Genomic DNA, 20210 nt, shown 5'->3' on the forward strand with positions numbered 1-20210 from the left:
TGTGCCGGAAGATGGGCCTCGACAAGGGCCGGTGCAGGCGGAACGGTCGGGGCAGGCAAAGGTGCAGGATACAAGCGGGCAAGCAGCGGATCCGGGCTCGAAGAGGCGCTGGTTCCTCAAGGGCATGGCCGGTCTGGCCAGTCTGCCGGCGCTGATCCTCTGCATTTCCTTCGTCGGCTTCACAGCCTTCGCGCAGCAATCGGGCATCCCGGTCGATCAGGCGGTGTTCATGACGGGTATCGTCTGGGCGCTGCCGGCCAAGCTCATCCTCGTCAATTCCATCTCGACCGGTGCCAGCCTGCTCACCGCCTTCCTGGCGGTGACGCTGTCCTCGATCCGCATGATGCCGATGGTTGCGGCTCTGGTGCCGGAACTGAAGGGTCCGCGAACCCGTACCCTGCCGCTGCTCCTCGTCTCCCATCTGGTTGCGGTGACCGCCTGGGTCATGGCGATGGAACGGGTGCCGCATGTGCCGCGCGAACGCCGCGTGATCTATTTCGCCGGGCTCGGCGTGGCGCTGACCGGCAGCTGCATGCTCATCGTCGGCCTGCTCTATGATTCGGTGGCCGAGTTCCCCCCGCTCGTCGCGGGCAGCCTGTTTTTCCTGACGCCTGTCTATTTCCTGGCCTCGATCTGGAGCTCCGGCAAGCAGCGCGTCATTCACGTCGCGCTCGTCACCGGCCTGCTCCTGGGGCCACTCTGCACGCTGCTGGCGCCGGAGTTCGACCTGCTGATTGCCGGGATCGGCGGCGGCACGCTGGCCTGGGCGCTGGACTATGCCTACCGCCGACACCGGGGATCGGTGTCGGAGACGGAAGCGGCGGTCGCAGGCGAGGAGGGACCATGACCTGGACGCCGGATCTCTGGGGCTATCTCTTCATCGCGCTTGCCGGCTTCCTCGCCACGGACCTCTGGCGCTGGCTCGGCGTGCTCGCCGGCCGGCGTCTGCGCGACGATTCGGAGATGCTGCAATGGGTGCGCGGCGTGGCAACGGCGCTGGTCGCGGCGGTCGTGTCCAAGCTCATCGTCTTTCCGACCGGCGTCCTCGAACATTCGCCTCTCTGGCTGCGGGTCGGGTCGATCCTGTTCGGGGCACTGGTGTTCTTTGCAACCCGCCAGACACCGGCCGCCGGCATCGCCGCCGCGATTGCCTTCCTCGCGAGCGGTCTCTGGTGGCTCGGTTTCTGACGGCGTTTTCGTTTCGCGCGGTCTTCCCGCATGGCTCGCGTCGTCCGCCGGTTGTGTGTCGGACAATGGACACGAAGCAGCTATAGTCCGGGCCGACTGTCCATTCACCTGGAGACCGACCATGCCGATCCTCCGCCGCAGCTTCGGCTGGGTCCTCCTGCTCTTCGCCGCGCTCTTGCTCGTCTGGTCGAACCCGCTCGCGGAATCGGCGGCCGGTTTCAACCGCGAGGTGACCGTCGGCAGCACGGCTCTCTATGGGACCCTGCGGGTGATGAATTCGGTGATGAGCGTTGCCAAGGATGCCGATGTGACCGGCGGGGTGGGCGTTGCCTCGGTCACGGCCAGCCCCGGCCAGCTTCTCCAGCCGGTCACCAACACGATCGACCGCATGGCCGAGCTTCTGTTCTGGCTGGCGATCCTCTCCGGCGTGCTGGCGGCCCTGTTCCTGCCGGTGGCGCAGGTGGCCTCGGCGGGGTTGGTCGTCGGCGCGGTCGTTGGAACCGGGCTGGCGCTCGCCGGACGCAGCCTTCCGCCGCGCGCGCAGCAACTGGGGCGGGCGGCGATGATCCTCTGCCTGTTCGGCGCGGTGCTGCTGCCGGGCGCCTATGCGCTCGCCTTTGCGGCCGGCGACCGGATGACGGATCAGGCCTGGAGCAGCGCGACCGCCGTCTTCGACCGCCTCCGCGGCACCTATGACGACGCCGCCTGGGCCGCCGAGATCGCACCGGGGAGGTCGGCGATGCCGGCGGCACCCGCCGAGCCCGCACCAGTGGACGAGGAACAGAGCGTCTTCGGGCGGATCGGCTCGGCCCTGACCAGTTCGGGGCAGGCGCTGACCGGCACGGTCACCGCGGCCTCCGACGTGGTCGACATGCTGGCGGAAGGAATGATCTCGCGGGCGCGAATCGTCTCGGATGGCGTGGCGATCTCCGGAGAGCTCTTCTCCGCCTCCATCGCCATCGCCGTGTCCTATCTGATCCGGATCCTGGTCCTGCCGGTCATGATCCTGGCCGCCGCGCTCATTCTCCTTCGCGCGGCGCTGCGCTGATCATGCGGCGGTGCTGCCCAATGCCGCCCGGAGCTTGGCCGCATGCGCCGCCAGAACCTCAGCATCGGCCATGCCGCCTGCGTGAGGACGCAGGCCCGCCCCCTCCTTGCGGGGAATGACATGGACATGCAGGTGGAAGATCGACTGACCGGCCGGCGCCTCGTTGAACTGGGTGACGACCACGCCATCGGCCTCGAAGGCCTGCTTGGCGGCAATGGCGATCGTCTGCACGGCGGAAAAGAGGGCGGGCAGGGTGGCCGGATCGGCATCGAGCAGATTGCGCGAGGCCGCCTTCGGCACCACCAGCGTATGCCCGTCGGCCTGGGGCATGATGTCCATGAAGGCGATCACGGCCTCGTCCTCGTAGACCTTGTGGCAGGGGATCTCGCCACGCAGGATCTTGGCGAGAATATTGCTGTCGTCATAGGCGTCGGTCATGCGTCGTCGTCCTCGGTCTGCGGCCGGCGCGGCCGGCTCTGATGGTCGCTGTCGAGCGCCTCTGCATCGGTGCGCTCGCCCTTGCGGAAGGGGCTCATTTCGGTGAGCAGGTCGCCCATGGCCTCCACCTCGCGCCGTTCCTGCTCCAGATAATCGGCCACCGCCCGCTTCAGGCCCGGATGGGTGAAGGCATGAACGGAGTGGGTAGTGCTCGGCAGATAGCCGCGGGCGAGCTTGTGTTCGCCCTGTGCGCCCGCCTCGACCCGACGCAAGCCCTTGGCGATCGCGAAATCGATCGCCTGGTGGTAGCAGACCTCGAAATGCAGGAAGGGGTGGTCTTCGATCGCGCCCCAGTGCCGGCCGTAGAGCGTATCGCCACCGATGAAATTGATCGCGCCGGCAATGTAGCGCCCGTCACGCTTGGCCATGACCAGGAGGATGTCCCCGGCCATCCGCTCGCCGATCAGCGAATAGAATGTGCGGGTGAGGTAGGGGCGGCCCCATTTGCGGCTGCCGGTGTCCATGTAGAAGCGGAAGAACTGGTCCCAGATCTCTTCCGTCAGATCGCTGCCGGTCAGCCAGTCGATGGTGATGCCGTTTTCCGTGGCTGCCCGCCGCTCCTTCTTCAGCGCCTTGCGCTTGCGGGAGGCGAGGGTCGCCAGGAAATCGTCATGCGACCCATAGCCGTCATTGGTGAAGTGGAACTGCTGGTCGGTGCGGTGCAGATAATCGGCTGCCGTGAAGACCGTCACTTCGTCTTCCGGCACGAAGGTGACGTGGGCGGAGGAAACGCCGTGCCGCTCGGCCAGCGTTCGCAGCCCTTCGGCGAGCGCAGCCTGCACAGCGTCGCGCGACAGCGAGCCATCGGCGGTCATTAGGCGGGGGCCGGTGGCGGGTGTAAAGGGGACGGAGCATTGCAATTTCGGGTAATAATGGCCGCCGGCCCGCTCCAGCGCATTGGCCCAACCGTGGTCGAAGACATATTCGCCCTGGCTGTGGTTCTTCAGATAGCAGATCAGCGCGCCGGCAAGCTGGCCGTCGCTGCCATGCAGAAGAAGATGCTGGCCGAGCCAGCCGGTTTTGGCCGTCGCCGAACCGGACTCCTCGAGCGAGGAAAGATAGGCATGCGAAACGAACGGGTTGTAGGTCCCCTCCGCCTGGTCGCGCGCGGCGCCGGTCAGCCGGCTCCAGGCCGCCTTGTCGATGGCGCTGAACGAGGTCTCGATGCGGATCTCCACCCTATCGGCGGCTCGGTCCCTGTCGCTGCGCGTCATGCTCGTGCCCTCATCTGTTCCGCCGGACCCTGTCAGGCAATGGCCCGGCCCGCCGGCACGAACCCCTCGAAGGTGATCTGGTCGGCCTCCGCATAGCTATGGGCCTCCGCCTCCGCATCCCGGACCGTCCAGGTGAGGATCGCGCACCCCTTCGCCCGCTGGGCCGTGATGAAGGGGTTCGGCAAATGGCCGTAGTAATAGGAGATGAAATCGAGACCCAGCGACATGGCGTCAGCATGAAGAGCGAGATCCTCCGGACGTGCGCCTTCGGCGGTCAGCCCGATGGGCAACGTCGTCTCCAGCGCCTTCAGGTCTTTCAAGAGCCAATGATCGAAGCTCATCAGCGCCACAGGACCGGCATAGCCTTCGAGACCGTCCAGGACCGCTTCGGCAAAGCCCTCGTCGTCGCCCTGCCGGCCCTTCAGTTCGATTACCAGCGGCACGCGTCCCTTGACCAGGCGCAGAAGCTGCGACAGCGTCGGCACGCGGTCGCTGGTGCCGCCGATCGAGAAGAGGCCGAGTTCGCCGGCCGTCTTCGCCCGCACGTCGCCCTCGACCCCGCAGAGCCGGTGCATGTCGCCGTCATGGAAGACAACCGGCACGCTGTCGGCCGTGTATTGCAGGTCGCATTCGATGGCGTAGCCTGCGGAGATGGCGCGCTCGAAGGCCGAGAGGGTGTTCTCCCAGACCGTCTTGTTCATGTCGTGATAGCCGCGATGGGCGATCGGCTGGGCTGTGAGCCAGGACAGGTCGGTCATCTGCGCGAGGGCCTCAGGCGATCTCGATCACCGCGTCGATCTCGACCGCGGCGTTGAAGGGAAGGGCGGCCATGCCGACCGCGGCGCGCGCATGCTTGCCGGCATCGCCAAGGATTTCGGCAATCAGGTTGGAGGCGCCGTTGATGACCAGATGTTGTTCGGTAAAGCTCGGCTTGCTCGCGACGAAGCCGTTCAGCTTGATGACCCGGCGGATGCGCGACAGATCGCCGCCGAGCGCGGCCTTGGCCTGGGCGAGAATGTTGATCGCGCAGAGTTCCGCCGCGCGCTGGCCGCTCGCCACATCGACCGTATCGCCCAGATGGCCTGTCACGGCCACTGCGCCGTTTTCCATCGGCAACTGGCCGGAAATGGTCAGAAGCGCGCCGCTGATGACATAGGGCACATAGTTTGCGGCGGGCGCCGCGGCAACGGGCAAAGTGATGCCGCGGGCAGTGAGACGGGCTTCGATCGTGTCGGACATGGTGCCTCCCAGGCAGGTTGTCTTTCCCGCCGAAATCCGGCATTCAGCCGGCCACCCGACAGGAATGCCTCGCTTTCGACGCAACTCTTCATATAGCATCGCAATTGTGATCCAACAGGAGCTTCTGGATGTTTCGTTCCGGCCCGGCCCGCGTCTTGCGCGCCTCCGCCTGTGTTGTTGCGATGGTGGCTGCGGGCAGCGTTCATGCCTTGGCTGCGCCGCTGGTGCCCCACCGCGCCGTCTACGATCTGGAACTGAAGGACGCCAACGAGCGCTCCGGCATTTCCGGCATGGTCGGGCGCATGGTCTACGAATTCAACGGCACGGCCTGCGAAGGCTACACGGTCTCCTTCCGGTTTGTCACCAAGGTCGACAGCGGCGAGGAGTCGCGGCTGACGGACCAGCAGACGACCACCTTCGAGGACGTGAAGACGGGCAAGTTCCGCTTTCTCACCCGCTCCTTCACCGATGAAAAGCTGGACAAGGAGGTGCGCGGCGCGGCCGAGGAGAAGGCGAAGGGCGTGAAGGTCGACCTCACCCAGCCGCAGAAGCGGGAAGTGGAGCTGGCCAGCAGCCTCTTTCCAACCGAACACATGATGGAGGTGATCGACCGGGCGAAGAAGGGAGAGCGCATTTTCGAATCGCGCATCTTCGACGGCTCGGATTCCGGCGACAAGACCCTGATCACCTCGACGCTGCTCGGCGCATCGAAGGTTCCGAAGCCGGGCGACGGGGATGGCGATGTCGCCAAGGCGGGCGCGGTTGCCAAGGAGCCCTATTGGCCGGTTACCATTTCCTATTTTGACGATGACAACACGGCCGACGCGCTGCCGATCTATCGCATGGCGTTCAAGCTCTACGAAAACGGCGTCACGCGCGATCTCACCATGGATTACGGCGACTTCGTTCTCGCCGGGCGCCTGGCCGAACTCGAACTCTTCAAGCAGAAGCCCGAGGCGGAGCCGGCCGACTGCAAGGGCAAGTGATCGGCGAAGCAGTGCGGGCAGGGTCGAAACCCGCGCTTTTTGCTTGATTTGTGACGGTCGAGCCTGTATGGCCGGCCGCATTCCACACGTGGGGTTTGGGATGGTCCGGGAGAAATCCGGCCCGTTCCGCCGGTGGCGCGATCATCCGATCGCGCTGTTTGCGCCACGGAGGTTCAACCGGAAAGGATAAACAGGCATGGCATTGCCCGATTTCAGCATGCGCCAGCTTCTCGAAGCAGGCGTCCACTTCGGCCACCAGACCCACCGCTGGAACCCGAAGATGAAGCCCTACATCTTTGGCGAACGGTCCAACGTTCACATCATCGACCTCGCCCAGACCGTTCCGATGCTGTCGCGCGCCCTTCAGGCCGTCAGTGACACGGTTGCCCGCGGCGGCCGCGTTCTCTTCGTCGGCACCAAGCGCCAGGCTTCGGAAATCATCGCCGATTCCGCCAAGCGTTCGGCCCAGTACTACGTCAATGCCCGCTGGCTCGGCGGCATGATGACCAACTGGAAGACGATCTCGAACTCGATCCAGCGCCTGCGCAAGCTCGACGAGATCCTCGCTTCCGACGCCTCCGGCTTCACCAAGAAGGAACGCCTGAACCTCGAGCGCGAGCGTGAAAAGCTCAACCGCGCTCTCGGCGGTATCCGCGACATGGGCGGCGTTCCGGACCTGATGTTCATCATCGACACCAACAAGGAATCGATCGCGATCGAGGAAGCCAAGCGTCTCGGCATTCCGGTCGTCGCCATCATCGATTCGAACTGCGATCCCGACCAGATCGACTATGCGATCCCCGGCAATGACGACGCCTCGCGCGCCATCGCGCTCTACTGCGACCTGGTTGCCCGCGCGGCACTGGACGGCATCGCGCGTCAGCAGAGCTCGTCCGGCCGCGACCTCGGTGCGGCTTCCGAGCTGCAGATGGCCGAGCCTGCTCTCGAAGAGACCGCAGAAGCCTGAGGCGTCTGGCGCGGCGGACTCCGCCGTGCCTGACCTGCCAGAACCGGAACGGGGCCGGCTTCCACGCTCGAGCGAAGTGGACGGCCCCGTTTCCTTATCCAGTGCGCGCCGCCCCGTCTCAACGGGTCCGAAATGGCGCCGCGCCGCCGCCGGATGACGGGTTCATCACGGCGTTACATCCGAGGGGCATCCCTCGCTAGAGTTTTTCCGGCCGTATTTTGACACTCTCGGGATGCGCCGGCGATCGAACAAGGAAGAGGCAAGAACCATGACGACCGTAACAGCACAGATGGTGAAGGAACTGCGCGAGAAGTCCGGCGCAGGCATGATGGATTGCAAGAAGGCTTTGGCCGAGACCAATGGCGATCTGGAAGCCGCGATCGACTGGCTGCGCGCCAAGGGCATCGCCAAGGCCGACAAGAAGTCCGGCCGCACCGCCGCTGAAGGTCTGATCGGCATCAATGCCGCCGGCACCAAGGCCGTCGTCATCGAAGTGAACTCGGAAACCGACTTCGTCGCCCGCAACGACGCGTTCCAGGATCTCGTTCGCGGCATCGCCGCCGTTGCCGTCGAGACCGATGGCTCGGTCGACGCGATCGGCGCCGCCACCTATCCAGCCACCGGCAAGTCGGTCACCGAGAGCATCAAGGACGCGATCGCCACGATCGGCGAGAACATGACGCTGCGCCGCGCCGCTCTGCTCTCCGTCGAAGACGGCGTCGTCTCGACCTACATCCACAATGGCGTGGCCGACGGTCTCGGCAAGCTTGGCGTTCTCGTCGCCCTGAAGTCCACCGGCGACAAGGATGCGCTGAACGCCATCGGCCGTCAGGTCGCCATGCACATCGCCGCCACCAACCCGCTTGCCATCCGTTCGAGCGAAGTCGACCCGGCGGTTGCCGAGCGCGAGCGCAACGTGTTCATCGAGCAGTCGCGCGCCTCCGGCAAGCCGGACAACATCATCGAGAAGATGGTCGATGGCCGCATGCGCAAGTTCTTCGAGGAAGTCGCCCTTCTCTCGCAGTCCTTCGTCATGAACCCCGACCTGACGGTCGAGGCTGCCATCAAGGAAGCGGAAAAGACCGTTGGCGCGCCGATCGAAGTCACCGGCATGGCCCGCCTCCTGCTCGGCGAAGGTGTCGAGAAGGAAGAGAGCGATTTCGCTGCCGAAGTTGCGGCTGTCGCCAAGGGCTGATCGACTTGGAGCGCTCCGGTCCGATCGGCCCGGTGCAAAGTCCTGAATGGAGAGGGGCGCCGCGTGGACAACGCGGCGCCCTTCGTGTATCGGGCATCTGCGCAGGCGGCATGATCAGGCCTGCCCTCTCGCAAACAGCAAGGTTGCGACGGCCGGCTTCTGCCGCTGGCGCACCGACTGTCCGGACCCCGCCGGACAGTGTCCCACCCCCTTCGTGCGCAGCGTCCGCGCTGTGCCTTCTTTTGACAGGAGAGACGATGCCGGCCGAACCGCTCTACAAACGTGTGTTGTTGAAGTGCTCCGGCGAAGCTCTGATGGGCAATCAGGGCTTCGGGATTGATGTGGCGGTCGCCGACCGCATTGCCTCCGATATCGCCGCTGCGCGCGCCATGGGCGTGGAAGTGGGCGTCGTGGTCGGCGGCGGCAATATTTTCCGAGGCGTGGCCGTGGCCTCGAAGGGCGGCGACCGGGTGACCGGCGACCATATGGGCATGCTGGCGACCGTCATCAACGCCCTGGCGCTGGCGACCTCGCTGCGCAAGCTCGATATCGATACCGTCGTCCTCTCCGCCATCGCCATGCCCGAGCTTTGCGAAAGCTTCTCCCAGCGTGCCACGCTGCAGCATCTTTCCATAGGCCGCGTCGTGATCTTCGCCGGCGGCACCGGCAACCCGTTCTTCACCACCGACAGCGCCGCCGCGCTGCGCGCCGCCGAAATGGGGGCCGAGGCGCTTTTCAAGGGCACCCAGGTGGACGGCATCTATTCCGCCGACCCGAAGAAGGATCCGACCGCCACCCGCTTCGAAACGCTGACCCATTCGGAAGTTCTCGAACGCGGCCTCGCGGTCATGGATGTCGCCGCTGTTGCGCTGGCGCGGGAGAACCATATTCCGATCATCGTGTTTTCCATTCACGAGAAGGGCGGCTTCACCGACATTCTGACCGGTGGCGGCCGTTCGACGATCGTCAAGGACCATTGAAAGGGCTGGTGCGGCCTTGGCCGTACCGCCTCGCAGCTGACAGGGAGACTGACCCATGAGTGAAGGGATCGACCTCAAGGATCTCAAGCGCCGGATGGATGGCGCGATCAACGCCTTCAAGAGCGATATCGCCTCGCTGCGCACGGGCCGCGCCTCGGCCAATGTGCTCGACCCGGTCATGGTCGAGGCCTATGGGTCGCGCGTGCCGCTGAACCAGGTGGCCAACATCACCGTGCCCGAGCCGCGCATGATCGGCGTGTCGATCTGGGACAAGCAGATGGTCGGCGCCGTCGATCGCGCGATCCGCGAATCGAACCTCGGCCTCAACCCGATCATGGACGGGCAGACGCTGCGCATTCCGCTGCCGGAACTGAACGAGGAACGCCGCAAGTCGCTCGTCAAGGTCGCGCATGACTATGCCGAGAAGAGCCGCGTGGCGATCCGCCATGTGCGCCGCGACGGCATGGACGCGCTCAAGAAGGCGGAGAAGGACGGCGATATCGGCCAGGATATCAGCCGCACGCAGTCCGAGCGCGTGCAGAAGATGACCGACGAGATGATTTCCGATATCGACCGCTTGCTCGCCGATAAGGAAAAGGAAATCATGCAGGTCTAACCTGCGCTGATCCGATCCCTCCAAGACCAGGCCGCCGATGTCCAAGCCGCTCGTCAGCACCGTCCCGACGCATGTTGCCATCATCATGGATGGCAACGGCCGTTGGGCGGCCATGCGTGGGCTTCCCCGGACCATGGGGCACCGCAAGGGCGTGGAAGCCGTGCGCGAGGCGGTGCGCACGGCGGGCGATCTCGGCATCCCCTATCTGACGCTCTACGCCTTCTCCTCGGAAAACTGGAGCCGGCCGCAGGACGAGGTCTCCGACCTGATGGGCCTTCTCAAGGTCTTCATCCGCCGCGATCTTGCCGAGCTGCACCGGTCGAATGTGCGGATCCGGGTCATCGGCGACCGCGTCAATCTGCGCGGCGACATCCTCCCGCTGCTGCTCGAAGCGGAGGAAACGACGGCGGCCAACACCGGCACGACGCTGTGCATCGCCTTCAATTACGGGGCACGCGACGAAATCACCCGCGCGGTTCGGGCGCTCGCACAGGATGTGGCCGACGGACGGGTGACGCCGGACGACATCACGCCCGCCGCGATCTCCCGCCGGCTCGACACCGCCGATATCCCCGATCCCGACCTGGTGCTGCGCACCTCGGGCGAGGAGCGGCTCTCCAATTTCCTGCTGTGGCAGGCCGCCTATGCAGAGCTCATCTTCGTGCCGGAGTTCTGGCCCGATTTCGATAGCGCCGTCTTTCAGCGGGCGCTGGACATCTATGCGCGCCGCGAGCGTCGGTTCGGCGGCGTTGCCGCACCGGCCAGCCGCGCCGTTGGAGGCGCATGAGCCGCGAATGACCCGCGAATTGAAATTGCGTATCGTGTCCGGCCTCGTGCTGGGCGCCGTAGCCTTGGCCGATACCTGGATCGGCGGGCCGGCCTTCGCCGTGCTTTCCGCCGTCATCGGCCTTGCCGTCTGGTACGAATGGGCGACGATGACCCGTGTCGCCGTGGCCGACCGGGCTGTGTATCTGCTCGGCTGGGCCGTGCAGCTTGGCGTCGCCGCACTGATCATCCTCGGGGGCGATGCCTATGCGCTGCCGTTGCTCGTCATCGCGACACTGGTGGCGGCCTTCTGGTCGCGCTTCCATGGTCGAGGCTGGTGGCTGCCGGGCGGCGTTCTCTACGCAGGCGCCACGACGATTTCGCTCGCGGCGATTCGCGGCGACAGCGATGTCGGCTTCGTCGCCATGCTCTATGTCTTCGCCGTCGTCTGGGCGACGGACATTCTCGCCTATTTCATCGGCCGCGCCATCGGCGGGCCGAAGCTGGCGCCGGCGATCTCGCCGGGCAAGACCTGGTCGGGCGCCATCGGCGGCGCCGTGTCCGGCGTTGCGGCGGGAACACTGGTCTTCGCCGCCTTCTTCTCCGTCGACGACCTGCGTATTCCCCTGATCGCCCTCGTCCTGTCGGTTGCAAGCCAGGCAGGCGATCTCTTTGAATCCTATGTGAAGCGGCGTTCGGGCGTCAAGGATTCGGGCCGGATCATTCCCGGCCACGGCGGCGTCTGGGACCGGGTCGACGGGCTGGTGGCGGCGAGCTTCGTTGCCCTCTTCATCGCGCTTGGCGAGGCGCTGGCGGGGGCCAATGGCGGCGAGATCGGCGCTGTGCTGCTCGGCCTCTAGTCGGTTGCAGTCGGACGCAACGCCAATGCGATTTGTCATCCGCTCCGCCCGGCGCTAAGACTGGCCGGGATCTCGAGGTTTGCTCCGGATCTGCCGGATGCCGTCGGGTGTCCTTACGGCAGGTCCATCACAGAGGACGCTCATGGCTTATCTGGCCGAATTCGCGAATTTCATCGTCGGTTACATCCTGCCCTTCCTGGTCGTCCTCGGCCTGCTCGTCTTCGTGCATGAGATGGGCCACTACCTCGTCGGGCGCTGGTGCGGGATTCGCGTCGTGGCATTCTCGGTCGGCTTCGGGCCGGAGATTGCCGGCTTTACCGACCGGCACGGCACCCGCTGGAAGCTCTCGGCCATTCCGCTCGGCGGCTATGTGAAGTTTTTCGGCGACGAGGATGCCGCCAGCGTTCCCGACTACGAGCGACTGCAGACGATTCCCGAATCCGAGCGCGGCCGGACCTTCCTTGGCGCAAAACTCTGGAAACGCGCAGCCACCGTCGCGGCCGGGCCGATCGCCAACTTCATCCTCGCCATCGTCATCTACGCCGTCATCTTCTCGCTCTATGGCAAGCCGGTAGCCGACCCGGTCGTGGCCGAAGTGCGGCCGGACAGCGCGGCCGCCGAGGCCGGCATCCAGCCGGGCGACCTGCTCGTCAGCATCGATGGCTCGCCGGTCGTCACCTTCGACGATGTCCGCCGCTATGTCGGCGTCCGCCCGGACATGCCGATCACGGTCGGCATCAAGCGCAATGGCGAGACGCTGGAGCTGCCGATGGTGCCGAAGCGCACCGAGATCACCGACCAGTTCGGCAACAAGATGGAACTCGGAATCATCGGCATCGTCACCAATCAGGAGCGGGGCAATTTCCGCCTGCAGACCTTCTCGCCGATCCAGGCAGTGGGGCAGGGCGCCGTCGAGAGCTGGCACATCGTCACCGGCACCTTCGACTATCTCTCCAATCTCGTCACCGGCCGCATGAAGGCCGATCAGCTAGGCGGGCCGATCCGTGTGGCGCAGGCTTCGGGCCAGATGGCGACGCTCGGCTTCGTCGCGCTGCTGCAGCTCGCCGCCGTGCTGTCTGTTTCTATTGGATTGCTTAACCTCATGCCCGTTCCCGTGCTTGATGGCGGGCATCTGATGTTCTATGCGGTCGAGGCGATCCGCGGCCGGCCGGTCGGTCCGACAGCGCAGGACATCGCCTTCCGGATCGGCTTCGCCATGGTCCTGATGCTGATGGTCTTCGCGACGTGGAACGACATTTCGAGCCTTGTGGGCTGATAGGGGAAGGGCGCGCGTCGCTAGGCTGCAACGGGTTGATTTGAAAGGATTTGTTTACCCTATTTTCACCTCGTAGTGGCCATTCGGACACGGTTCTAATCGAAGTAAACGGAAATTAACGCGCGACCTTGCTTGTAGGGCAAAAGCGGGTAAAACGGCAATTGTGACCGGAGTCGGCACGAGTATGCCGCTGGACATTGGAAGAAGGTAAGATCGTAACATGAAGGCTGGCTCAAGGTTTTTGAACGCGGTTTCGGCGTTCGCGCTGTCTGCGGGAATGGTTGCGACGGGAACCGGTGTTCTGACGCTTGCAAGCGTTTCGGTGGCGCAGGCCGCAACGGTCAGCCAGATCGTGGTGCGCGGCGCAACCCGCGTCAGCGGCGACACGGTTCGCTCCAATGTCACCATCGTGCCGGGCCGCAGCTTCACCAATGCCGATATCGACGCCTCGGTGAAGCGGCTCTATGCGACCGGCTACTTCTCCAACGTCAGCATGAACGTTTCCGGCAACACGCTGGTCATCACGGTCAGCGAGAACAACCTGATCAACCAGGTGGTGTTCAACGGCAACCGCAAGATCACCGATGACAAGCTGGCGACACTCGTCAAGACGCGTTCGCTCGGTGCCTACAGCGAAGCGACGGCTCAGATCGATATCCAGGCCATCCGCGACGCCTATGCTGGCATCGGCCGCAACGACGTGTCCGTCACAGTCCAGACGGCGCCGATCGCCGAAGGGCGCGTCAACGTGGCCTTCGTCATCAACGAAGGCGAGCGCACGAAGATCCGTTCGATCAACTTCGTCGGCAACAATGCCTATAGCGACGGCCGCCTGTCTGCCGTTCTGGCCACCAAGAAGTCCGGCATCCTGTCCTTCCTGAACCGCAAGGACGTCTACAACCCCGACAAGCTGCGGGCGGACGAAGAGCAGCTGCGCCAGTTCTACTACAATCGCGGCTATGCGGACTTCCGCGTCGTCTCTTCCGACGCCGTGCTCGACGAGAGCACCAATGAATACACGATCACCATCACGGTCGATGAAGGCCAGCGCTACGACTTCGGTCCGGTCAACGTCGAATCGACGGTCGATGGCGTGGATGCCGATGAGCTGCGTGGTCTGGTCGTCAGCCAGCAGGGCTCGGTCTACAAGGCCAAGGATGTGCAGGACACGATGGCGGCGATCTCGCGTCGCGTCGCTGCCCAGGGCTATCCCTTCGCCCGCGTTACCCCGCGCGGCAACCGCGACTTCGGCGGCCGCACCATCGCTGTCGATTACCTCGTCGACCAGGGCGAGCGCGCCTATATCGAGCGTATCGAAATCCGCGGCAACACCCGCACGCGCGACTATGTGATCCGCCGCGAATTCGACATGAGCGAAGGCGATGCCTTCAACCAGGAAATGCTGGCGACCGCCAAGCGCCGTCTCGAGGCGCTCGGCTATTTCTCGAGCGTCAACATCACCACGCAGCCGGGCACGGCCTCCGACCGCGTCGTTGTGGTCGTCGATGTACAGGATCAGTCAACCGGCTCCTTCGGGATCGGCGCCGGCTATGCAGCCGGCAGCGGCGGCGGCTTCCTGCTCGAAGCCTCGATCGAGGAGAAGAACTTCCTCGGCCGTGGCCAGTATATCCGCCTTGCCGCCGGTCGCGGCGAGGACTCGCGCACCTACAACTTCTCCTTCACCGAGCCCTATTTCCTCGGTTACCGTCTGGCCGCCGGCTTCGACGTGTTCAAGAACGAGAACGACTTCAGCGACGACGACTACAGCTACGAGGATCAGGGCTTCGCGCTGCGCGTGACCGCGCCGATCACCGAACGCCTGTCGACGACCTTCAAGTACAGCTACACGAAGCTCGACTACCATGCGAGCGACTCGGAGCTCGCCGATCTGGCGTCGCCCTATCGCCGCGTCGTGAACTTCTCGCCGTGGACGCGCTCTGCGATTTCGCAGACCCTGACGCTCAACACGCTGGACGATGCACAGCTGCCGCGCGAAGGCATTCTCGCCTCGGCCACGCAGGAATTCGCCGGCCTCGGCGGTACGTCCGACTATTACAAGCTGACCGGCAAGGCCAAGTGGTTCTACACGGTCAACGACGATGCCGACATCATCGCTTCGCTCTCGGCTGGGGCCGGCCATGTCTTTAAGACGGGCGGCGAGATGGAAGTGTTCGACCAGTTCCAGCTGGGCAGCAACGAAATTCGCGGCTTCGAGCGCATGGGCGTCGGCCCGCGCAGCGGCAAGTATGACGACGCCATCGGCGGCACGACCTATTTCACCGCCTCCGCCGAAGCGACCTTCCCGCTTCCGGGTCTGCCGCGCGACTCCGGTTTCCGTGGTGCAGTCTTCGTCGATGCCGGAACGCTCTATGGCAACGACGTGACGGTGCGTGCCGACGATCGGGTGCGTGGAACGGATGCCTCGCTGCGCGCGTCGGTCGGCGTCGGTCTGCTCTGGGCTTCGCCCTTCGGGCCGCTGCGGGTTGACTATGCGGTTCCGATCGCCAAGGAAGACTACGACCGCACGCAGAACATCAAGTTCGGCATCTCGTCGCAGTTCTGATCGCAGAGCGTCCAGAACCGTTCGCCAAACCGGTCTGGAGCTTGGCCATGGATCGTACCCATTTTTTCCCGCCGCATGACGGGCTCCGCCTGAGCGATCTGGCGGAGCGGATCGGCGCGGAGCTGCAGGATGCTTCGGTCGCCGACCGGATCGTCCGCGGCGTTGCGCCGACCTATCGGGCGGAGCCGGATCAGGTCTGCTATATGCTGCATCGGCGCAATCGTGCCGAATTCGAAACATCGAAGGCCGCCGCCGTCATTTGCGACAAGGCACTGGTCGGCTTCGTTCCACCCCATATCCCTGTGCTCCTGACACGTGCGCCGCACACGGCCTTCGCCTTGGCCGGCGCGCTTCTGCATCCGCAGGCGCTGCGTCCGGCACCGACGCTGGGTGGCATGGATGGCGTCGCGCCCGGCGCGGTCGTCGATCCGACGGCTCGGCTGGAGCCAGGCGTGATGGTCGAGCCCGGAGCGGTCATCGGCGCCAATGTCGAGATCGGAAGCGGCACGCGGATCCTGGCGGGCGCCATCATCGGCGCCGGTGTCACGATCGGCAGGGACTGCACGATCGCGCAGGGTGCGACGGTGCTCTACGCGCATGTCGGCAATTCGGTGATCGTCCATCCCGGTGCGCGCATCGGCCAGGATGGCTTTGGCAATGCGCCGGGCCCGAGGGGCGGCATGATCAAGATCGTGCAGATCGGCCGCGTGATCCTGCAGGATCATGTGGAAATCGGCGCCAATGCGACGATCGACCGTGGCGCGATGGACGATACGGTGATCGGCGAAGGCACCAAGATCGACAATCTGGTCCAGATCGGCCACAACGTGCAGATCGGCCGCTTCTGCGGCATTGCGGCACTGGCAGGGATTGCCGGCAGCACGCGGATCGGCGATGGCGTGCTGATCGGCGGTGCCAGCGGCATCAACGGCCATATCGCAATCGGCGACCGGGCGCAGATCGCGGCCATGAGCGGCGTGGCGCAGGATGTGCCGGCCGGCGAGCGCTATGCCGGCATTCCGGCGCGGCCGATCCATGATTTCCTGCGCGAGGCCGCCCAGATCGCCGCCCGCGTCGAAGGCAGAAAGCGCAAGACGGGAGAGACCCATGACTGAGACTGCGCCGAGCACGGTGCTCGGAACGGCCGATATCCGTGAAATCCTGAAGCTGCTGCCGCATCGCTATCCGTTTCTCCTGGTCGATCGCATCATCGAGATCGACGGCGACAATTCGGCGATCGGCATCAAGAACGTCACGGCCAACGAGCCGCATTTTACGGGCCATTTTCCCGAACATCCGATCATGCCCGGCGTTTTGTTGATCGAAGGCATGGCACAGACCGCCGGCGCCATCTGCGCCCGCAAGACCGCGTCCAGCGACAATCTGGTCTACTTCATGACCATTGATGCCGCCCGGTTTCGCAAGCCTGTCGTTCCCGGCGACCGGGTCGAGTTCCATGTCGTCAAGCAGAAGCAGCGCGGGAACATCTGGAAATTTCACTGCGACGCAAAAGTTGACGGGCAGCTCGTCGCGGAAGCTGATATCGGCGCGATGATCGCCAGCCGGAAAGACGTGTAATCATGATCGCCACCACCGCCCGCATTCACCCCATGGCCGTCGTCGAAGAGGGCGCGGTCGTGGGCGAGAATGTCGTCATCGGCCCGTTCTGCCATGTCGGTGCCAAGGTGGTGCTGGCGGACGAGGTGTCTCTGCTCAGCCATGTGGTGGTCACCGGGCGCACCAGTGTCGGCCGCGGAACGAAGATTTTCCCCGGCGCGGTGATCGGCGGCGATTCCCAGAGTGTCCACCACAGCGCGGTCGATACCCGGCTCATCATCGGCGAGATGTGCACGATCCGTGAGGGCGTGACCATGAACACCGGCACGGTGGAGCATGGCGGCGTCACCTCGGTCGGCAACAACAATCTTTTTCTCGCCTACGCCCATGTCGCGCATGACTGCATGCTCGGCAACAACATCATCCTGTCCAACAATGTGATGCTGGCCGGCCATGTGGTGGTGGAAGATCGCGCCATTCTCGGCGGCGGTTCGGCCGTTCACCAGTTTACCCGCATCGGGCGCCAAGCCTTCATCGGCGGCCTGTCGGCCGTCAGCTACGACGTCATTCCCTATGGCATGCTGAACGGCAATCCGGGCGTTCTGTCGGGCCTGAACGTCGTCGGCATGAGCCGCGCGGGATTCGAAAAGGCGACGATCCATCAGGTCCGTCGTGCCTACAAGCAGATCTTCGAGGGGCCGGACGCGATCCGCGTCAATGCCGCCGCCATTCGCGCGGACTATGCCGACTGCGCACCGGTGATCGAGATTCTCGATTTCATCGCGTCCGACAGCGACCGCGCCCTGTCTTCGCCCTCGCGGGGCAAGAAAGGCTGAGGCCGATGGATGGCGCGCCGCGTCCGAAGGGCAGGCTTGCCATCATCGCCGGCGGCGGCGCGCTTCCCCATCACGTGGCCGAAGCCGCGCGGCAGCACGGCGAGGACCCTTTCATCATCGCGCTCGCCGGCGAGGCGGGCGACGCTTGGTCGGACTATGAGCGCAGGACGCTCGGGATCGGCAATTTTCGCGAGATCAGCGCGACATTCCGCGAAAAGAGGATTGATCGCGTCGTTCTGTCCGGGGGCGTTCGACGCCGGCCGGAATGGCGGGACATTCGCCCCACGCTGCGCACGCTGTCGCGCGTTCCCGCCGTTCTCCGCACGCTTCTCTCCGGTGGCGACGATGCGGTTCTCAAAATGGCGATCGAGCTCATCGAGGCGAGCGGGGCACGGGTAATCGGCGTCCAGGAGATCCTCCCCGATCTTCTAGCCGAAGTCGGTCCGCTGGGTTCAGTTTTGCCGGGGGCGGCGGATGAGGCCGATATGCGTGCCGCCACGGCAGCTGCTAACGCTCTGGGTGCGCTCGATGTGGGGCAGGGCGCGGTTGCGGTCGGCGGGCGCGTGGTGGCCCTCGAAGGGCCGGAGGGCACGGATTCCATGCTGGCGCGGGTGGCGGAGCTGCGCCGCCAGGGCCGAATCTCGCCGCGCCGGCGCGGCGTCCTCGTCAAGCTCTGCAAGCCGCAGCAGGATCTGCGGGCCGATCTGCCGTCGATCGGGCCGTCGACGGTCAAAGGGGCTGTCGCTGCCGGGCTCGCAGGCATTGCCGTCGAAGCCGGCCGGGCGCTGGTGCTGGAGCGGGGAGAAACCATGGCGGCGGCTGAGCAGGCCGGCATTTTCATCACCGGGCTCGATCGCGGGTCCCCTGCCGGCAAGGAAGAGGTGAAGCCATGACCGATCGTCCCTTGAAGCTTGCGCTGGTGGCCGGCGAGGTGTCCGGCGATCTCTTAGGCGCCGATCTCGTTCGCGCGCTCAGGCAGCGGCATGGCGCGGTCGAGCTCGTGGGCGTCGGCGGCGAGGAGATGGAGGCGCAGGGTCTCGTATCGCTCTTCGATTATTCCGAACTGTCGATCATGGGCCTGTCCCAGGTCCTTGCCCGGCTACCGAATCTCGTTCGCCGTATCAGCCAGACCGCCAATGCGATCATCGCGGCGAGGCCCGACGTGCTGGTCATCATCGACAGTCCGGATTTCACCCATCGTGTCGCGCGCAAGGTGCGCGCCGGCCTGCCGGATCTACCGATCGTCGATTATGTCTGCCCCAGCGTCTGGGCCTGGAAGCCGGAGCGCGCGCAGCGCATGCGGCCCTATGTGGATCACGTGCTGGCCGTCCTGCCCTTCGAGCCGGAGGTGATGGCGCGCCTTGGCGGGCCGTCCACGACCTATGTCGGCCATCGCCTCGTGGTGGATCCGAATGTGCGCGCTGTCCGCGCCGCACAAGCCGCCCGCGCGGCCTCGGGTCTCGGCCGGCCTGCCACCTGTCTGGTCCTTCCCGGTTCGCGCAGCAGCGAGACCTCGCGTCTTCTGCCGCCCTTTCGCGAAGCGGTCGAGGAGCTGGCGCAGCGGCAGCCGGGAACGCGGTTTCTGCTGCCCACCGTTCCGCGCCAGGCAGAGCGCGTCAAAGCCGCAATCGCGGACTGGCGGGTCAAACCGGAAGTGACAGTAGGCGCGACAGCCAAATGGGCAGCCTTCGCCGAGGCGGATGCGGCCATCGCGGCTTCCGGCACGGTCATTCTCGAGCTGGCGCTCTGCGGCATTCCCGTGGTCTCCACCTACAAGGCCGATTTCCTGATCCGCATGATGCACAAGCGCATCCGCATCTGGAGTGCAAACCTGCCGAGCCTGATCGCCGATTACCCGGTCGTGCCCGAATATTTCAACGAATCGGTGCGGCCCGGCGCCCTGGCGCGCTGGCTGGAGCGCCTGTCCGCCGACACAGCCGAGCGCCGCACCATGCTTGAGGGCTATCAGCGCGTCTGGGAGATCATGTCGACCGACATCGCGCCGGGAGAGAAAGCCGCCGAGATCGTTCTCGGCTGCTGCGCCCGCAAAGGCGGGCAGCCGGCATAGGGACAAACAAAAAGGCCGGGTGAAAACCCGACCTTTCGTCAATCCAGTGAGAAGCCGCCAGTTCATCCGTGGTCGGCTCGACTGTCTGGATTATCTCGCTGCATCCTTGCTAAAGCCTTAACGTGTCAGCGGTGTGACGCGCGGCCGCAAATGTCAGTTTTCCTGAACCGACACCCCGTTCTCGCCGATCCGCAGCTCGACGCCATCGGGCTTGGATTCCTTGTCGTAAATATAGACCCCCATCACCACGACGAGAACGACAAGGCCGCCCAAGACGGCATAGATCATATTCCTGTTCACGCAAAACGCCCCTTTGTCTTCAATGCGGAGAGGCTGTTGAAGATAGGGCGCAGA

21 protein-coding genes and 1 pseudogene are annotated in these 20210 nt (G+C 65.0%); 17 read left to right on the forward strand and 5 right to left on the reverse strand.

Features of this window, described 5'->3' with window-relative positions; translation table 11 throughout:
* Positions 1–124: 124 nt before the first annotated feature.
* The 3 genes from U8330_RS08345 to U8330_RS08355 all read left to right on the forward strand — a co-directional run bounded on the left by U8330_RS08345 (position 125) and on the right by U8330_RS08355 (position 2236).
* Complete coding sequence (locus U8330_RS08345; protein ID WP_323107232.1) at positions 125–847, forward strand: AzlC family ABC transporter permease; 723 nt, start codon at positions 125–127, stop codon at positions 845–847.
* Positions 844–1188 carry an AzlD domain-containing protein gene (locus tag U8330_RS08350; protein WP_323104738.1) on the forward strand — a complete coding sequence of 115 codons (345 nt, stop codon included), beginning with the start codon at positions 844–846 and terminating at the stop codon, positions 1186–1188. The genes U8330_RS08345 and U8330_RS08350 overlap by 4 nt, the downstream gene beginning before the upstream one ends.
* 121 nt (positions 1189–1309) lie before the next feature.
* Entirely contained in the window at positions 1310–2236 is a 927-nt protein-coding gene (locus U8330_RS08355) for a hypothetical protein (RefSeq protein ID WP_323104739.1), read from the forward strand.
* Here the strand turns inward: U8330_RS08355 and U8330_RS08360 are convergent, their stop codons facing one another.
* The 4 genes and pseudogenes from U8330_RS08360 to U8330_RS08375 form a co-directional block, all read right to left on the reverse strand.
* Positions 2237–2674: an HIT family protein gene (locus tag U8330_RS08360; RefSeq protein ID WP_323104740.1), complete on the reverse strand. Its 438-nt coding sequence runs from the start codon at positions 2672–2674 to the stop codon at positions 2237–2239.
* A 65-nt stretch (positions 2675–2739) separates the two neighbouring features.
* Positions 2740–3948 (reverse strand): annotated as a pseudogene (locus U8330_RS08365) (GNAT family N-acetyltransferase); the annotation flags it as partial.
* 32 nt (positions 3949–3980) lie between these two features.
* Positions 3981–4706: a glycerophosphodiester phosphodiesterase gene (locus tag U8330_RS08370; RefSeq protein ID WP_323104741.1), complete on the reverse strand. Its 726-nt coding sequence runs from the start codon at positions 4704–4706 to the stop codon at positions 3981–3983.
* Between the two features lie 13 nt (positions 4707–4719).
* Complete coding sequence (locus U8330_RS08375) at positions 4720–5187, reverse strand: RidA family protein (RefSeq protein ID WP_323104742.1); 468 nt, start codon at positions 5185–5187, stop codon at positions 4720–4722.
* A 128-nt stretch (positions 5188–5315) separates the two neighbouring features.
* Between U8330_RS08375 and U8330_RS08380 the strand changes: the two genes are divergently transcribed.
* The 14 genes from U8330_RS08380 (at position 5316) to lpxB (ending at position 19856) form a co-directional block, all read left to right on the forward strand.
* Complete coding sequence (locus U8330_RS08380; RefSeq protein ID WP_416236833.1) at positions 5316–6173, forward strand: cell envelope integrity EipB family protein; 858 nt, start codon at positions 5316–5318, stop codon at positions 6171–6173.
* Between the two features lie 196 nt (positions 6174–6369).
* Entirely contained in the window at positions 6370–7140 is a 771-nt protein-coding gene (gene rpsB / locus U8330_RS08385) for a 30S ribosomal protein S2 (protein ID WP_323104743.1), read from the forward strand.
* Between the two features lie 268 nt (positions 7141–7408).
* Complete coding sequence (gene tsf / locus U8330_RS08390) at positions 7409–8335, forward strand: translation elongation factor Ts (RefSeq protein ID WP_323104744.1); 927 nt, start codon at positions 7409–7411, stop codon at positions 8333–8335.
* Between the two features lie 257 nt (positions 8336–8592).
* Positions 8593–9315, forward strand: coding sequence for a UMP kinase (gene pyrH, locus U8330_RS08395; RefSeq protein WP_323104746.1), 723 nt, complete (start codon positions 8593–8595; stop codon positions 9313–9315).
* Positions 9316–9370: 55 nt separating this feature from the next.
* The gene (gene frr / locus U8330_RS08400) at positions 9371–9931 is read left to right on the forward strand and encodes a ribosome recycling factor (RefSeq protein WP_323104747.1); all 561 of its coding nucleotides are present in this window, start codon (positions 9371–9373) and stop codon (positions 9929–9931) included.
* Between the two features lie 37 nt (positions 9932–9968).
* Positions 9969–10718, forward strand: a complete 750-nt coding sequence (locus tag U8330_RS08405; protein ID WP_323104748.1) for an isoprenyl transferase — start codon at positions 9969–9971, stop codon at positions 10716–10718.
* 7 nt (positions 10719–10725) lie between these two features.
* The gene (locus U8330_RS08410; protein ID WP_323104749.1) at positions 10726–11556 is read left to right on the forward strand and encodes a phosphatidate cytidylyltransferase; all 831 of its coding nucleotides are present in this window, start codon (positions 10726–10728) and stop codon (positions 11554–11556) included.
* 142 nt (positions 11557–11698) lie between these two features.
* Complete coding sequence (rseP, locus tag U8330_RS08415; protein WP_323104751.1) at positions 11699–12832, forward strand: RIP metalloprotease RseP; 1134 nt, start codon at positions 11699–11701, stop codon at positions 12830–12832.
* A gap of 220 nt (positions 12833–13052) precedes the next feature.
* Positions 13053–15395: an outer membrane protein assembly factor BamA gene (gene bamA / locus U8330_RS08420; RefSeq protein ID WP_323104752.1), complete on the forward strand. Its 2343-nt coding sequence runs from the start codon at positions 13053–13055 to the stop codon at positions 15393–15395.
* A gap of 47 nt (positions 15396–15442) precedes the next feature.
* On the forward strand, positions 15443–16510 hold the full coding sequence (lpxD, locus tag U8330_RS08425) for a UDP-3-O-(3-hydroxymyristoyl)glucosamine N-acyltransferase (protein ID WP_323104753.1): 1068 nt from the start codon (positions 15443–15445) through the stop codon (positions 16508–16510).
* Positions 16503–16973, forward strand: a complete 471-nt coding sequence (gene fabZ / locus U8330_RS08430) for a 3-hydroxyacyl-ACP dehydratase FabZ (RefSeq protein ID WP_323104754.1) — start codon at positions 16503–16505, stop codon at positions 16971–16973. Before lpxD ends, fabZ begins: the two co-directional genes overlap by 8 nt.
* 2 nt (positions 16974–16975) lie before the next feature.
* Positions 16976–17788, forward strand: a complete 813-nt coding sequence (gene lpxA / locus U8330_RS08435; RefSeq protein ID WP_323104755.1) for an acyl-ACP--UDP-N-acetylglucosamine O-acyltransferase — start codon at positions 16976–16978, stop codon at positions 17786–17788.
* A gap of 5 nt (positions 17789–17793) precedes the next feature.
* Positions 17794–18681: an LpxI family protein gene (locus U8330_RS08440; protein ID WP_323104756.1), complete on the forward strand. Its 888-nt coding sequence runs from the start codon at positions 17794–17796 to the stop codon at positions 18679–18681.
* A complete protein-coding gene (gene lpxB / locus U8330_RS08445; protein WP_323104757.1) occupies positions 18678–19856 on the forward strand; it encodes a lipid-A-disaccharide synthase in 1179 nt (392 codons plus the stop codon). Before U8330_RS08440 ends, lpxB begins: the two co-directional genes overlap by 4 nt.
* A 153-nt stretch (positions 19857–20009) precedes the next feature.
* Here the strand turns inward: lpxB and U8330_RS08450 are convergent, their stop codons facing one another.
* Positions 20010–20156: a hypothetical protein gene (locus U8330_RS08450; protein WP_323104758.1), complete on the reverse strand. Its 147-nt coding sequence runs from the start codon at positions 20154–20156 to the stop codon at positions 20010–20012.
* Positions 20157–20210 lie beyond the last annotated feature (54 nt).

Origin of the sequence: Rhizobium sp. CC-YZS058 (assembly GCF_034720595.1) — a bacterium.
Classification (GTDB): domain Bacteria; phylum Pseudomonadota; class Alphaproteobacteria; order Rhizobiales; family Rhizobiaceae; genus Ferranicluibacter.

Bases quoted from the DNA above. Each gene is read 5' to 3' on its own strand.
- U8330_RS08405 (WP_323104748.1), top strand. From the start codon at position 9,969: ATGTCCAAGCCGCTCGTCAGCACCGTCCCGACGCATGTTGCCATCATC.
- U8330_RS08355 (WP_323104739.1), top strand. From the start codon at position 1,310: ATGCCGATCCTCCGCCGCAGCTTCGGCTGGGTCCTCCTGCTCTTCGCC.
- U8330_RS08350 (WP_323104738.1), top strand. From the start codon at position 844: ATGACCTGGACGCCGGATCTCTGGGGCTATCTCTTCATCGCGCTTGCC.
- U8330_RS08410 (WP_323104749.1), top strand. From the start codon at position 10,726: ATGACCCGCGAATTGAAATTGCGTATCGTGTCCGGCCTCGTGCTGGGC.
- rpsB (WP_323104743.1), top strand. From the start codon at position 6,370: ATGGCATTGCCCGATTTCAGCATGCGCCAGCTTCTCGAAGCAGGCGTC.
- bamA (WP_323104752.1), top strand. From the start codon at position 13,053: ATGAAGGCTGGCTCAAGGTTTTTGAACGCGGTTTCGGCGTTCGCGCTG.
- lpxA (WP_323104755.1), top strand. From the start codon at position 16,976: ATGATCGCCACCACCGCCCGCATTCACCCCATGGCCGTCGTCGAAGAG.
- U8330_RS08370 (WP_323104741.1), bottom strand. From the start codon at position 4,706: ATGACCGACCTGTCCTGGCTCACAGCCCAGCCGATCGCCCATCGCGGC.
- lpxD (WP_323104753.1), top strand. From the start codon at position 15,443: ATGGATCGTACCCATTTTTTCCCGCCGCATGACGGGCTCCGCCTGAGC.
- frr (WP_323104747.1), top strand. From the start codon at position 9,371: ATGAGTGAAGGGATCGACCTCAAGGATCTCAAGCGCCGGATGGATGGC.
- pyrH (WP_323104746.1), top strand. From the start codon at position 8,593: ATGCCGGCCGAACCGCTCTACAAACGTGTGTTGTTGAAGTGCTCCGGC.
- lpxB (WP_323104757.1), top strand. From the start codon at position 18,678: ATGACCGATCGTCCCTTGAAGCTTGCGCTGGTGGCCGGCGAGGTGTCC.
- U8330_RS08360 (WP_323104740.1), bottom strand. From the start codon at position 2,674: ATGACCGACGCCTATGACGACAGCAATATTCTCGCCAAGATCCTGCGT.
- tsf (WP_323104744.1), top strand. From the start codon at position 7,409: ATGACGACCGTAACAGCACAGATGGTGAAGGAACTGCGCGAGAAGTCC.
- U8330_RS08345 (WP_323107232.1), top strand. From the start codon at position 125: ATGGCCGGTCTGGCCAGTCTGCCGGCGCTGATCCTCTGCATTTCCTTC.
- U8330_RS08375 (WP_323104742.1), bottom strand. From the start codon at position 5,187: ATGTCCGACACGATCGAAGCCCGTCTCACTGCCCGCGGCATCACTTTG.
- U8330_RS08380 (WP_416236833.1), top strand. From the start codon at position 5,316: ATGTTTCGTTCCGGCCCGGCCCGCGTCTTGCGCGCCTCCGCCTGTGTT.
- rseP (WP_323104751.1), top strand. From the start codon at position 11,699: ATGGCTTATCTGGCCGAATTCGCGAATTTCATCGTCGGTTACATCCTG.
- U8330_RS08440 (WP_323104756.1), top strand. From the start codon at position 17,794: ATGGATGGCGCGCCGCGTCCGAAGGGCAGGCTTGCCATCATCGCCGGC.
- fabZ (WP_323104754.1), top strand. From the start codon at position 16,503: ATGACTGAGACTGCGCCGAGCACGGTGCTCGGAACGGCCGATATCCGT.